The organism is Nonomuraea recticatena, assembly GCF_039533245.1.
Classification (GTDB): domain Bacteria; phylum Actinomycetota; class Actinomycetes; order Streptosporangiales; family Streptosporangiaceae; genus Nonomuraea; species Nonomuraea roseola.
Genome location: NZ_BAAATE010000007.1, coordinates 168,265 through 181,564 on the forward strand (window position 1 = coordinate 168,265; position 13,300 = coordinate 181,564).

Sequence of the window (13,300 nt, forward strand, 5' to 3'; positions counted from 1 at the left end):
ACTCGGATGGGTGCGCGCTCGTGCGGGCCTCCGCTCGAGCTCGCCGGGGCCAGGGCGGCCGGACGCGTGCGCCACCGCCGCTCAGGGGACGTGCGTCGGCGCGCCCTCGCGAGTCCGGTGCGCGGCGGGGCGCGGGGAAGCGGGCCCCTGACCTCGCCCCGCGCACAGGGGGCGCACGCAGGGGCTCCGCCTCGGCCCGCGCGCGATGGGGGCGGTACGAGCACGCGCGGGGCGGTGGCGTAGGGCGCGGAGGCGGGGGCACGGGGTGGCGGGAGGTCAGGTGGCGGCGCGAGCGGTGGCCTCGGACAGGGCCTTGGCGAAGGCGAGCACGTGCCCCACCGCCTCGGGACCGTCGGCGGCCTCGCTGACCCGCAGCGACAGGTCGTCGGCGGTGATCGCGCCGGTGTAGCCGTGGTCGGCCTCGCAGTTCTCGTCGCCGCAGGTGGCGGGTTCGAGGTCGACGTGGGAGATGGCGCCCCACCCGATGGTGAGCGTCGCCTCGGTGGGCGGCACCCCGGGAACGTAGGAGGCGGGATCGGGCACGACCCTGGTGACCGCGACCGACTGGACGCGGCTGAGCCGTACGGCCTCGGTGGTGGTGGAGGCGTGGGAGGCCGAGACGCCCTCGGCGGGCGGGTGCTCGTCGGTGTGGCAGACCAGCAGCCGGGAGCCCGTCAGGACCAGCACCGTGACGTGCCTGCGCACCTCCATGGCCGGGTCGAACGTGGCCTCGTGGTGCACCACGTAGGCGGTCACCGCCTCCTTGCCCAGCGCGGATTCGACCGCATCGGTGACGAGGTCGGGATAGTAGCCGCTGCGCTCGATCGCTTCACGCAGGCCCGCGGCTGAGACTCGGGTTTCCCTCATGGCATCCATCCTGCCAGCCCTCGGACACCGCTCACACTCACAGGCACATATCCGGACATTTCCTAATACGTTATGCATATCGCTTTACCGGATACTTTTATAGAGCGCCATGGCGGACAATTGCCTGACATAACATTTCGCCAACTCGTATCCCGTTCCGCGGCATACCCTGCCGGAACAGCGGGCATCCCCGGCCGCCCTTGGCCGTGCCCCGACCGCCTCAGCGCGGCGGTCGGCTCCCCTGCGGGCGCTCGGACGAGCCGGCAGTCCCTGTCCCGGCACCGAGAAGAGGCGGCGGACGTCCCGGTGTCCAGTCGGGGCGCTCGCTCCTCCGGTTCTCCCTGACCTGAGGCGGGAGCACACCTCCCACTCCCGGGCATGGGCGATCCTCCGGTTCTCCCTGGCCGGGGCCGGGGCGGGTCTCACTCCCCGCGCCCGGACCGGGGCGGGGCTCCTGCTTCTCGTGCCCGGACTGGGGGCGGGGCTCCCGCTTCCCGTGCCCGAACCGGGGCGGGGCGGGGCGGGGCTCTCGTTGTCTGGGCCAGAGGCTTCGTCTCAGGGGTCGGCCGAGGCGGTTGGACCCCCGAGGGTGGGTGAGGTGACGCGTTGTCGTCTGAGGGGCTCAGGTCAGGCGAGGCGGCGGGGGCCTCCGTCGCGGCGGGGGCCCTCGGGGCTTCTCAGGACGGCGCGCGCGCCCAGCACGAACACCTCCGACTCCCCCACCAGGACGGGGTCGAGGTCGAGTCTGGCGACCTCCGGCAGGTCGTTGGCCAGGCGGCCGACCCTCACCAGAAGCTCCTGCAGCGCGCCGACGGCGACGGGCGGGTAGCCGTACTCGCCGAAGAGCAGCGGCGCGGCCTCCACCGAGCGCACCAGGCCCGCGGCGTCCTCCGCGGTGAGAGGGGCCAGCCGGTAGCCGCGGTCGCGCAGGAGGCGGGCCGTCACGTCGCCGAGGCCGAAGGAGACGACAGGGCCGAAGGCGGGATCCTCCAGGACGTTCACGACCGTGGGGACGGCAGGTTGGGGTGCCATCTTCTGGACGGCGAGGACCACGTCCGCGCCGAGCTGTCCTGCGAGGTCGGCGTGGGCCTGCCGGACGGCCGCGGGTGAGGTCAGACCCAGGCGTACGGTGCCGGCCCGCTTGGCGGCCTCGGGGTCGGCGGCCTTCAGCACCACCGGCCAGCCCAGGCGCTCGGCGGCGGCGACGGCGTCGTCGGGGGTCTGGACGATCTCGGCGGGCCAGACGGTGAGGCCGTAGCAGGCGAGCAGCTCGGTGGGGTCGATCTCGACAGGACCGACGTCGGCCCGCGGCGACTCCTCCGGCTGGACCTCAGCCGGAGTGCCTACGAGGTCGGCCGCCGAGTTCTCCTGACCCGTGGATCCCGGGACCTCGGGCGGGGTGCCTACCGGGTCGACCGCTGAGCTCTCCTGACCCGTGGATCCCGGGACCTCGGCCGGAATGCCTACCGGGCCGTCCGCTGAGGTCTCCTGACCCACGAGCTCCGGGACTTCGGCTGCGGTCCCCTCGGGGGATGCGGGGGGTTCGGCTGGAGGGTGGGTCAGGGCTTGGGCGACGAGGGTGCGGGCCGATGCGGTGTCGATGTGGTCGAGGTCGGGCGGCGCCCCCGCCGGCTGCTTGCGCCACAGCGCGTACCGCACGACGTCGGCCAGCGCCCGCACCGCCTCCTCGGGCGCCGCGTACGAGGGCACCGAGCCGCGTTCGGGCAGGGCGGCCGGGTCGGTTCGCAGTTCGGCGGGCATCCCGAGCTGTCCTTCGAACGTGGCGAGCACCGGCTTGCCCGCCTCACGCGAGACCCTCACCAGCTCGGCCGCCACCGAAGCGGAGTCGCCGGGGATCGGGGGCATGTAGATGACGACCGCCGCGTCCACGTCCGGGTCGGCGAGGACGCCCGCGAGAGCCGTACCGAACTCCTGGGCCCCTGCCGCCGCGCCGAGGTTGACCGGCGGGCGGGGCTCGAGCCCCGCGCTGACGCACGCGTCGACGGCGAGCAGGCCCAGGGCGTCGGAGTTGGTGACCAGGCCGACGCGCGGCCCCGCGGGCAGCGGCTGGCAGGCCAGCAGCTGCCCGACGTCGAACAGCTGGATGAGGTCGTCGACCCTGATGACGCCCGCCTGGTCGAACAGCGAGCTGAGCGCGCTGTCGGGCAGGCGCAGGGCGGAGGCGGAGTGGCCGATGGGCACGCCCTGGGTGGTGCCGCCGCTCTTCACCACGACGATCGGTTTGCGGCGCGAGATGCGCCTGGCCAGGCGGGCGAACTTGCGCGGGTTACCCAGCGACTCCAGGTAGAGCAGGATGACCTCGGTGGCCTCGTCCTCCTCCCAGTACTGCAGGAGGTCGTTGCCCGACACGTCGGCCCTGTTGCCCGCCGAGACGAAGCTGGAGATTCCGATGCCCCGCTGGGCGACGCGCTGCAGCAGCGCGGTGCCGAGGGCGCCCGACTGGCTGAAGAAGCCGACCCTGCCCCTGCCGGGGACGGTCGCCGCGAGCGTGGCGTTCAGCCGTACGGCCGGGTCGGTGTTGGCGATGCCGAGGCAGTTGGGGCCGACCACGCGCAGGCCGTACGCGCGGGCGATGCGGGCGAGCTCGTCCTGGCGCGCCCGCCCCTTCGGCCCCGTCTCGCCGAAGCCCGAGGAGACCACGACCAGGCCGCGCACGCCCTTCTCCGCGCACTCCTTGACCACGTCGATCACGCTGTCAGCCGGTACGGCGAGCACCGCGAGATCGACCTCGCCGTCGATGTCCTTGACGCTCGGGTAGGCCCGCACGCCCGCCACGGCCCGCACCTCGCGGTGGACGGGGTAGACGGGCCCGGTGAAGTCGGCGGCCAGGAGGTTGCGCAGCACGGTCTGGCCGACGCCGCCCGGCTCGCGTGAGGCGCCGATGACGGCGACGGAGCCGGGCGTGAGCAGCCTGGCGATGGAGCGGGCCTCGGCGCGGTGCTCGCGTGAGGCCGTCACCTCGTCCGAGGTCTCGGTCGGGGTGAGGTCGAGCGTCATGCGGACCACGCCGTCGGCGAAGCGGCTCTGGGCGGTGTAGCCGACCTGGCGCAGGACGCCCATCATCTTCATGTTCGCGGGCAGCACGTCGGCGATGAAGGTCTCGATGCCGCGCTCGCGGGCGGTGGCGGCCAGGTGCTCCAGCATGACCGAGGCCACGCCCCTGCCCTGGTGGGCGTCCTCGACGAGGAAGGCGACCTCGGCCTCGCCCGGAGCCGTGCGGTCGTAGCGGACGACGGCCACCATCTCGGTGCCGATCGTGGCGATCAGGGCGACCCTGTCGACGTAGTCGACGTTGGTGAAGAAGGCCACTTCGCGGTCCGACAGCTTGGGCCTGGGCCCGAAGTAGCGGAAATAGATGGATTCGGCCGACAGTCGTGAGTAGAACGCCCTGAGCCGGTCGGCGTCGGCAGGCCTGATCGGCCGCACGTGCGCCGTGCCACCGTCGGCCAGGACGACGTCCGCCTCCCAGTGGGCGGGATAGTGAGCCTCCACAGTCCCGAGCGTAGACCCGTGCCTCACATGCGGCGCCCGTTGGGCAACGCTTGTGCATCGACTAGGACCGGGTGTCCGGTGTATGCCCCACGAGCAGGCCCGAAGCTGTTAAGTTTTTCGGCGTCAGGCGCGAAGGATTGCAGCAAGGCGGTGACATCATGACGCGGGTCGTGGTGGTGGGCGATCTCATGACCGATGCGGTCGCGCGCGCCCGCTACGCCCTCGCCAGGGCGAGTGACACCCCGGCGATCGTCACCATGCACGGTGGCGGGTCGGGGGCGAACATCGCCTCCTGGCTGGCGGTCGAGGGCGCCGAGGTCGCCTTCATCGGCCGCCGTGGCGCCGATATCACAGGGCGCAACCGCGACATGGAGCTCATGGGCTACGGCGTGGACGCCAGGCTCGTGATGGATCCCGAGCGGCCGACCGGCACCTGCGTGGTGCTCGTCACGCACAAGGGCGAGCGCACCATGCTCTCCGATCCTGGCGCCAACGCCGCGCTGTCGCCGGAGGACCTGCCGCGCGACCTGTTCAACTCGGGCGGCCACCTGCACCTGTCCGGCTACACGCTGATCAACGAGGGCTCCCGTGAGGCGGGCCTGGCGGCGCTGGAGATGGCGCGCAGGTCCGGCATGTCGATCTCGGTCGACTGCTCGTCCTCGGCGCCGCTCGAGCGCACCGGCGCCGAGCCGTTCCTCGAGTGGACCAACGGCGTCAAGCTGCTGTTCGCCAACTCCGACCAGGCCAAGGTGCTGACCGGCCGCGACGACCCCGAGGCCGCGGCCAAGGTGCTCACCGCCTGGTTCCCGCAGGTCGTCATCAAGATGAACGTCGACGGCGCGCTGTGGTACACCAACGGCCGCCCCGAGCCCGTCAGGGTGGCGGCCGAGCCCGTGGAGCGGGTGGTCGACGGCACGGGCGCGGGTGACGCGTTCTGCGCGGGCTTCCTTCCCGCGTGGTTGGCGGGCAAGCCGCCGGCCGAGGCGCTGTCGGCCGGCTGCGCCCTCGCCTCCAAGGCGATCTCCCACCTCGGGGCTCGCCCGCGCCTCTGACGCACAGGCTGCAGCCGCCGCTGCCCGACAGAGGTGAACCGCCCGACCTGAGCCCGGCCGTCTCGACCGTGGCAGGTGGCCGGGAGGCTGGTGCTGCGGGAGGCGTCGCTGCTGCCGCTGCTGTGGAACAGGTCGGCGCTGATCCGCGGCAGGAGCGCCACGAACCTTCAGGTCAGCCCGACGGGGTGCCCGATGGGCGTGGCGTCCTGACGCGCCTCGCGACCCGTCAGGACGTCGTGGCCAGCGCCAGGGGAAGGACGGCGGGCGCGCCCGCGTGGCGGATCAGCGCCGCGCCGAGCGTCATCGTCCAACCCGTGTCGACCCTGTCGTCGATCAGCAGGACCGGGCCGCCGCACTGGGCGATCGCCGCGCCCAGCTCCTTGGGCATCGCGAGCGTCCCCCTGATCGCCTGGACCCGCTTGGCGCTGTTGAACTGCTGGCCGGGCGAGCCCGCCCGGTAGCCGAGCTCGCCGAGGTAGGTCAGCCGCCCCACGCTCGCCAGCCGTTCGGCGAAGCCGCGCACGAGCTGCGGCCTGGACACCGAGGGCACGTTGACGACCGCGACGGGCCGCTCCTTCCAGTCCCACGCGGCCAGCACCTGGATGACGGCCTTGAACATGTCGTCGGGCAGCTGCGTGTCGGGGCCGTTGAACAGCTCTCTCAGCCGGTTGCCCCAGCCGATGTCGGTGAGCCTGCCCAGCGCCCTGCCCGGCTCGGCGCCCAGCTCCGGCTTGATGCGCCCGGAGAGGTCCTGCAGCCCGGTGGGCCACTGCTTGCGGGCCTCGACCTCGACGCCGGGCCTGGACAGGGTCTGGCGGGCGCTCTCGACCGCCACCGCCGCGATCTCGGGCGAGCGGTGCCGGCCGGTGCAGTTGTCGCAGCGCCCGCACGGGGTCGCCGCGTCGTCGTCGAGCCGCCTGCGCAGGTACTCCTCCCTGCACTCGGTGGTGGTGAGGTAGCCGAGCATGGCCTCCTGCTCGGCTCTGCGCTCCGCGGCGATGCGGGCGTAGCGCTCGGCGTCGTAGGCCCACTCCTCGCCCGTGGCCGTCCAGCCGCCCTTGACCCTGCGGACGGCGCCGTCGACGTCGAGCACCTTGAGCATCATCTCCAGGCGGCTGCGGCTGAGGTCGACGACCGTCTCGAGCGCCTGGGTGGACATCACCCCGCCTGCCTCCAGCGCGCCGAGGGTGGCGCGGACCACCTGCTCAGAGGGGAAGGCGAGGGAGGTGAAGTAGGCCCAGATGTCGCGGTCCTCGGTGCCGGGCAGCAGGATGACCTCGGCCCGTTCGACGCCACGGCCTGCCCTGCCGACCTGCTGATAGTAGGCGACGGGCGACTGCGGTGCGCCGACGTGGATGACGAACCCGAGGTCGGGCTTGTCGAAGCCCATGCCGAGGGCGCTGGTGGCGACCAGTGCCTTGATCTTGTTGTTGAGCAGGGCCTCCTCGGCCGCGAGCCGTTCGGCGGGCTCGGTCTGGCCGGAGTAGGCGGCCACCTCGTGGCCCTGCTCGCGCAGGTAGGAGGCGATCTCATGGGCGGCGGCCACGGTGAGGGTGTAGACGATGCCCGAGCCCGGCAGCTCGTTGAGTGTCTGGGCCAGCCAGGCCAGGCGCTGCTCGGCGGTCGGCAGCCTGACCACCGACAGGTGGAGGCTGTCGCGCTCCAGCGGCCCGCGCAGCACCAGCGTGCCCTCGTCGTCGCCCATGGGCGAGCGCAGCTGCTCGGCCACGTCGCGGGTGACGCGGGCGTTGGCCGTGGCGGTGGTGGCCAGCACGGGGATGCCTGGCGGCAGCTCCTCGAACAGCGTGGCGAGCCTGCGGTAGTCGGGCCTGAAGTCGTGGCCCCAGTCGGAGATGCAGTGGGCCTCGTCGACCACGACCAGGCCCGCGCTCTCGGCGAGCTCGGGCAGGACGTTGTCGCGGAAGTCGGGGTTGTTGAGCCGCTCGGGGCTGACCAGGAGCACGTCGACCAGGCCCTCGGCCACGCGCCCGTAGACCTCCTCCCACTCCTCGGGGTTGGCGGAGTTGATGGTCACGGCGCGGATGCCGGCCCGCTCGGCGGCGGCGATCTGGTTGCGCATCAGCGCCAGCAGCGGGGAGACGATGACCGTGGGGCCCTCGCCGAGCTCCCTGAGCAGCGCGGTGGCGACGAAGTAGACGGCCGACTTGCCCCACCCCGTGCGCTGGACGACCAGGACCCTGCGCCGCTCGACCACCAGGGCCTCGATCGCCGTCCACTGGTCGTCGCGCAGCCGCGCGTGCTCCCCGGCCAGCGCGCGCAGGTGGGTCTCGGCTTCTTCCCGCATCATCGCGACTGCTTCAGTCATGTGCTCCTTGTTACCAGGTCTCGCCGACGAATTCGCCCGCGAGCGCCCGAAGGAGGGGTCAGGAGGCGTCCGCGTGCTCGGGGAAGGCGTTGACGGTGACCCTGTGCATGCGGCGGCGTTCGGTGTAGTCGGCGACGGCGTAGTGCTGGGTGGAGCGGTTGTCCCAGAAGGCCAGCGTGCCCGGCCGCCAGTTCAGCCGCACCTGGTACTCGGGCGAGCGGATGTGGTCGATGAGCAGCGGCAGCAGCGCCTCGTTCTCCCTGTCGGACAGGCCGACCAGGCGGGTGGTGGAGGCGCGGTTGACGAACAGCGCCTTGCGGCCCGTCTCGGCGTGGGTGCGGACGACGGGGCGCACCAGCGGCGGCCACTTGGCCTGCACCTCGGCCAGGTCGAAGGGGTGGCCCTTGGAGATGGCCTTCTTCATGGAGGCCGTGATGTCGTGCACGGCCGTCAGCTCGTCGCACAGGCGCTGCAGCGGCGGCGAGAGCGTCTCGTAGGCGAGATAGGTGTTGGCCCAGAGGGTGTCGCCGCCCACGCTGGGCAGCTGGACGCAGCGCAGCAGGGACCCCATCGGCGGGGTCGGCTCGAAGGTGTTGTCGCTGTGCCACTCGTCGCCGCCCTCCCCCTTGGGGTCGGTCTGGTCGAGCACGTGGATGGGGCTGGCGCCGTCCTTCTTGAAGGCGGGGTGGTTGAGCGTGCCGAAGTTGAGCGCGAACTGCAGGTGCTGGTCGTCGTCGATGTGCTGGTCGCGGAAGAAGAGCACGAGGTGCGTGAGCCAGCCCTGCCTGAGGGTGGCGACCTCTTCGGACGAGAGCGGTTTGCGCAGGTCGACGCCGGTCACCTCGGCGCCGATGTGCTTGGTCACCGGATGGAACTCGATCATGACGCCTCCAGGGGTCTCCTCTGCACGGAACGTACTTGCCAAGCAATTGCTTGGTCAAGTCGTGGATCAGACCGTGGTCTGATGCGCGGGGGCCTGGAGGCCGGGAGCCTGGTCGGCATGATCACACACCTCGCGCTGACGCTCGCGCTGCTGAACCCGGCGCCCTCCCCCTCGCCGGCCCCCACGGAGAAGATGGAGATCTCGGAGGTGAGCGTGCCCGTCGACTGGGACAGACCCGAAGGGCGCGCGATCACCCTCAAGGTCGGACGGCTGCCCGCCACCGGCAAGGCCGAGGGCTCGGTGCTGATCGCCTACGGCGGCCCGGGCGCGCCCGGCATCCTGCTGACGGAGACCATGCCCCAGATGTGGGCCGAGCTGCGGAAACGGATGAACATCGTCACCTGGGACACCCGCGGCTACGGCAAGCAGGTCCAGGGCACCAGCACCGCCCTGCCGTGCACGTGGACGCGTGTGCCGATCCCCGCCTTCCCCGAGGACGACGCCGACTTCGCCAGGCTCTCCGACCTCAACCGCGGCCTGGCCGAGCCCTGCAGGAGCAGCGACCCCGAGCTGTTCGCCAACATGAGCTCGGCCGACCACGCCAGGGACATGGAGGCGATCAGGAAGACCATCGGCGAGCCCAAGCTCACCTTCTACGGCGCCTCCTACGCCGGGTTCTACGGCCAGGCCTACGCCAGGCTCTTCCCCGGCAAGGTGCGCGCCATGGTGCTGGACGGCACCTGGAACCACAGCGCCGCCGACTGGAACAGGGAGCTGGAGCTGAGCGCCCTGCAGAACGAGCAGGCCATGGGCCGCTACTTCGCCTCCTGCGAGCGCGAGGCCTGCCGTCCCGCCTTCTGGCAGAAGCTGGTCGCCAAGGCCGACCGCACCCCGATCCCCGCGGGGGCGGGCCTGGCCTACGACGGCCGCGACCTGCAGGGACTGGCCCAGTCCTTCGTCCGGCAAGGGCCGAAGGGGTGGAGCGCGCTGGCCGAGGCGATCACCAAGGCCGCCCGCGGCGACGCCTCCGGCTTCGTTCCCGCCCGCGGCCTGCGCTTCCCCGACGCTGCCAACGGCGTCACCGAGTGCACGGACTGGCCGCGCTTCGCCGGCAGGAAGGACATGGCCGCAACCGTCGCCCGTCTGAACAGGATCGCGCCGAACACGGGGACGGCGGGCACGATGGCCACGGCGACGCTGAACTGCGTGGGCTGGCCCGCCGGGGTGACCAACCCGCCCGCGCCGCTGCCGAAGGGCCTGCCGCCGCTGGTCGGCGCTGGTGCGTGGGGCGAGTCCGACGCCGTGGCCAGGGTGCTGGCGCAGGTGCCTGGCAGCGGCCTGGTCAGGCACGACGGGCCGGGGCACACCCTGTACCCCTCCAACGAGTGCGCCCGTGGGCACCTCAACCGCTACCTGACCGGCCTGGTGGTCCCAGCGCCGGGGACGACGTGCTGAAATAGCGCGCGTGGATGTCATCACCTGGTACCTGGAGCAGCGCTCGCCCGACGCCCTGATCCCCGCGAGGGAGCCTCGGCTGCCCGTCGAGGTGGTCAGGGCCGAGGTGCCCTCGCCCGAGTTCGGCCGCTTCCTCTACACCGCGGTCGGCGGCGACTGGCAGTGGACCGAACGGCTCGCCTGGACCTACGACCAGTGGATGACCCACCTGACCAGGCCGGGCGTCGAGACGTGGGTCGCCTGGCACAGGGGGACCCCCGCTGGCTACGTGGAGCTGGAGCCGCAGGAGGGGGCGCAGGTGGAGATCGCCTACTTCGGGCTGCTGCCGTACGCGATCGGCGGTGGCGTGGGCGGCCACCTGCTCTCGGTCGGCACCGCCCGCGCCTGGGACCTGGCCACCCGCTGGCCCTCCCTGCCCGAGACCCGGCGGGTCTGGCTGCACACCTGCTCGCTCGACGGCCCCGCCGCCCTGGCCAACTACCGGGCGAGGGGCTTCGAGGTCTACGACGAGAAGCTCAACGAGCCCGGCGACGTGGACGAGGGGACGACTCCGGGACCGTGGCCTGGCGCCAGGCCCTGACCGCGAGCCGATCATGACGGGGCCGCAAGCCGTACAAAGGGTCAGCGGTGTCGCGGGCACCCGAGATTCTTCGGCACAATGTTCGACATGGCCCGACGGACGACCACACCCCCTCCTGACGAGGACTTCGAGGAGCGGATCGTCGACATCGACGTTTCCGCCGAGATGCGCACGAGTTTTCTGGAATACGCCTACTCGGTGATCTACCAGCGCGCGCTGCCCGACGCGCGCGACGGGCTCAAGCCCGTCCAGCGCCGCATCCTCTACTCCATGAGCGAGATGGGCCTGCGCCCAGACCGCGGGCACGTGAAGTCCTCGCGCGTCGTGGGCGATGTGATGGGCAAGCTGCACCCCCACGGCGACACCGCCATCTACGACGCCCTGGTGCGCTGCGCCCAGCCGTTCTCGATGCGCATCCCCCTGGTCGACGGCCACGGCAACTTCGGCTCGCCCGACGACCTGCCCGCGGCGATGCGGTACACCGAGGCGAGGCTCGCGCCCGCGGCGATGCTCATGGTGCAGTCGATCGACGAGGACACCGTCGACTTCAAGCCCAACTACGACGGCCAGGAGACCGAGCCCACCGTCCTGCCGTCGGCCTTTCCCAACCTGCTGGTCAACGGCACGACCGGCATCGCGGTCGGCATGGCGACCAACATGGCGCCGCACAACCTCGTCGAGGTCATCGCGGCGGCCCGCCATCTGATCAAGAAGCCCGACGCCACGCTCGACGAGCTGATGAAGTACGTGCCCGGCCCCGACCTGCCGACCGGCGGTTCGATCATCGGGCTGCAGGGCATCCGCGACGCCTACGAGAGCGGGCGCGGCACCTTCAGGATGCGCGCCAAGTGCGCGGTCGAGCAGATCACGCCGCGCCGCAGGGGCATCGTCGTCACCGAGTTGCCCTTCAACGTCGGCCCCGAGCGCGTGATCGCCAAGATCAAGGAGCTGGTCAACGCCAAGAAGCTCCTGGGCATCGCCGACCTGAAGGACCTCACCGACCGGCACAAGGGCCTGCGCCTGGTCATCGAGATCAAGAACGGCTTCATCCCCGAGGCCGTGCTGGAGGAGCTCTACCGGCTCACGCCGATGGAGGAGACCTTCGGCATCAACAACGTCGCGCTGGTCGACGGCGAGCCCCGTACGCTCGGCCTGCGCGAACTGCTGTCGGTCTACGTCGACCACCGCATCGAGGTCGTGCGACGCAGGTCCGAGTACCGAAGGCGCAAGCGCGAGGAGCGCCTGCACCTGGTCGACGGCCTCATCGTCGCGCTGCTCAACATCGACGAGGTCATCCAGGTCATCCGCTCCAGCGACGACTCCGCCCAGGCGCGCACCCGCCTGATGGAGGTCTTCGAGCTGTCGGAGATCCAGGCCGCCTACATCCTCGACACCCCGCTTCGCCGCCTGACCCGCTTCGACAAGCTCGAGCTCGACCGCGAGAAGGAGACCCTCTCCAGGGAGATCGCCGAGCTGACCGAGATCCTCTCCTCCGACACCCGCCTGCGTCAGGTGGTCTCGGGCGAGCTGGCCGACGTCGCCAAGCAGTACGGCACGCCGCGCCGTACGGTGCTGCTGGAGGCCTCGGGCGTCACGCGCAGCGCCGCGGTGACGCTCGAGGTGCCCGACGACCCCTGCCTGGTGCTGCTGTCGTCCACGGGGCTGCTGGCCCGCACGACCGACGACTCGCCGCTGGCCGGAGGGGCCGAGCGCGCCGCGCACGACGTGCTGATATCGGCGGTGCGCAGCTCGGTCAGGGGCGACGTGGGGGTGGTGACCTCGCAGGGCCGCATGATCCGCGTCAACGTGGTCGACCTGCCGACGCTGCCGCCCTCGGCCAACCCGCCGTCGCTGTCGGGCGGCCATCCGATCGCCGAGTACGTCTCGCTGGAGCCTGGCGAGGTCGTGGTGGGCCTGGGCTCGTGCGACCCCTCGGGCCCGGGTCTGGCGCTGGGCACCGCCCAGGGCGTGGTGAAGCGGGTGGTGCCCGACTACCCGGCCAACAGGGACGACTTCGAGGTCATCGGGCTGAAGGAGGGCGACACCGTGGTGGGAGCGGTGGAGCTGGAGTCCGAGGAGCACGACCTGGTCTTCATCACCTCCGACGCGCAGCTGCTGCGCTTCCCCGCCTCCGCGGTGCGCCCACAGGGACGGCCCGCCGGCGGCATGGCGGGCATCAGGCTCGACGACGGCGCCGGTGTCATCTGGTTCGGCGCGGTGGACCCCTCGCGTCCCTCCCAGGTCGTGACCATCGCCGGCTCGTCCACCGCGCTGCCGGGCACCCAGGTGGGCGGCGGCAAGGTCTCCGACTACGCCGAGTTCCCCCCCAAGGGCAGGGCCACCGGCGGGGTGCGCGCGCAGCGCTTCCTCAAGGGCGAAGACGTGCTGCTGCTGGCGTGGGCGGGGCCCGGCCCTGCCAAGGCGGTCTCCGCGGTGGGCAAGCCGGTGCCGCTGCCCGACGAGGTCAGCAGGCGCGACGGGTCGGGGCTGCGCCTGACGCATACGATCGCCGCGGTGGGCGGGTCGCTGCGGGCCGGCTCCGAGGAGGCGCCCGCCGAGGGATCGCCCGCCGAGGGGTCGTTCGCCGCTGAGGCGCCCCAGCCCTCCTGACGCGCCGGGGCCCC

9 protein-coding genes are annotated in these 13,300 nt (G+C 72.0%); 5 read left to right on the forward strand and 4 right to left on the reverse strand.

Annotated features, from left to right (window positions below; genetic code table 11):
* Nucleotides 1-276: 276 nt before the first annotated feature.
* Together ABFX50_RS16680 and ABFX50_RS16685 are read right to left on the reverse strand one after the other, a co-directional pair.
* Entirely contained in the window at nt 277-867 is a 591-nt protein-coding gene (locus tag ABFX50_RS16680; protein WP_183646900.1) for a DUF5998 family protein, read from the reverse strand.
* Nucleotides 868-1,494: 627 nt separating this feature from the next.
* Nucleotides 1,495-4,380 carry a bifunctional acetate--CoA ligase family protein/GNAT family N-acetyltransferase gene (locus ABFX50_RS16685; protein ID WP_346147349.1) on the reverse strand — a complete coding sequence of 962 codons (2,886 nt, stop codon included), beginning with the start codon at nt 4,378-4,380 and terminating at the stop codon, nt 1,495-1,497.
* Between the two features lie 158 nt (nt 4,381-4,538).
* On the opposite strand from ABFX50_RS16685, the gene ABFX50_RS16690 reads away from it, so the two are divergent.
* Both ABFX50_RS16690 and ABFX50_RS16695 read left to right on the forward strand, forming a co-directional pair.
* Complete coding sequence (locus ABFX50_RS16690) at nt 4,539-5,432, forward strand: carbohydrate kinase family protein (protein WP_346147351.1); 894 nt, start codon at nt 4,539-4,541, stop codon at nt 5,430-5,432.
* Between the two features lie 75 nt (nt 5,433-5,507).
* Nucleotides 5,508-5,642, forward strand: a complete 135-nt coding sequence (locus tag ABFX50_RS16695) for a hypothetical protein (protein WP_346147353.1) — start codon at nt 5,508-5,510, stop codon at nt 5,640-5,642.
* 16 nt (nt 5,643-5,658) lie between these two features.
* Here the strand turns inward: ABFX50_RS16695 and ABFX50_RS16700 are convergent, their stop codons facing one another.
* Both ABFX50_RS16700 and ABFX50_RS16705 read right to left on the reverse strand, forming a co-directional pair.
* Nucleotides 5,659-7,758, reverse strand: a complete 2,100-nt coding sequence (locus ABFX50_RS16700; RefSeq protein WP_346147355.1) for a RecQ family ATP-dependent DNA helicase — start codon at nt 7,756-7,758, stop codon at nt 5,659-5,661.
* 58 nt (nt 7,759-7,816) lie between these two features.
* Nucleotides 7,817-8,641, reverse strand: coding sequence for a TauD/TfdA dioxygenase family protein (locus tag ABFX50_RS16705; protein ID WP_183646907.1), 825 nt, complete (start codon nt 8,639-8,641; stop codon nt 7,817-7,819).
* Nucleotides 8,642-8,758: 117 nt separating this feature from the next.
* Here ABFX50_RS16705 and ABFX50_RS16710 point away from each other — a divergent pair, with 117 nt between their 5' ends.
* The 3 genes from ABFX50_RS16710 (at nt 8,759) to ABFX50_RS16720 (ending at nt 13,286) form a co-directional block, all read left to right on the forward strand.
* Nucleotides 8,759-10,096 carry an alpha/beta fold hydrolase gene (locus ABFX50_RS16710; RefSeq protein ID WP_346147358.1) on the forward strand — a complete coding sequence of 446 codons (1,338 nt, stop codon included), beginning with the start codon at nt 8,759-8,761 and terminating at the stop codon, nt 10,094-10,096.
* 10 nt (nt 10,097-10,106) lie between these two features.
* Entirely contained in the window at nt 10,107-10,676 is a 570-nt protein-coding gene (locus tag ABFX50_RS16715; protein WP_346147359.1) for a GNAT family N-acetyltransferase, read from the forward strand.
* Between the two features lie 78 nt (nt 10,677-10,754).
* Nucleotides 10,755-13,286 carry a DNA gyrase/topoisomerase IV subunit A gene (locus ABFX50_RS16720; protein WP_428834694.1) on the forward strand — a complete coding sequence of 844 codons (2,532 nt, stop codon included), beginning with the start codon at nt 10,755-10,757 and terminating at the stop codon, nt 13,284-13,286.
* Nucleotides 13,287-13,300 lie beyond the last annotated feature (14 nt).

Coding starts and splice junctions, on each gene's coding strand:
- ABFX50_RS16680 (WP_183646900.1), bottom strand. CDS start 867: ATGAGGGAAACCCGAGTCTCAGCCGCGGGCCTGCGTGAAGCGATCGAG.
- ABFX50_RS16690 (WP_346147351.1), top strand. CDS start 4,539: ATGACGCGGGTCGTGGTGGTGGGCGATCTCATGACCGATGCGGTCGCG.
- ABFX50_RS16700 (WP_346147355.1), bottom strand. CDS start 7,758: ATGACTGAAGCAGTCGCGATGATGCGGGAAGAAGCCGAGACCCACCTG.
- ABFX50_RS16705 (WP_183646907.1), bottom strand. CDS start 8,641: ATGATCGAGTTCCATCCGGTGACCAAGCACATCGGCGCCGAGGTGACC.
- ABFX50_RS16710 (WP_346147358.1), top strand. CDS start 8,759: ATGATCACACACCTCGCGCTGACGCTCGCGCTGCTGAACCCGGCGCCC.
- ABFX50_RS16720 (WP_428834694.1), top strand. CDS start 10,755: ATGTTCGACATGGCCCGACGGACGACCACACCCCCTCCTGACGAGGAC.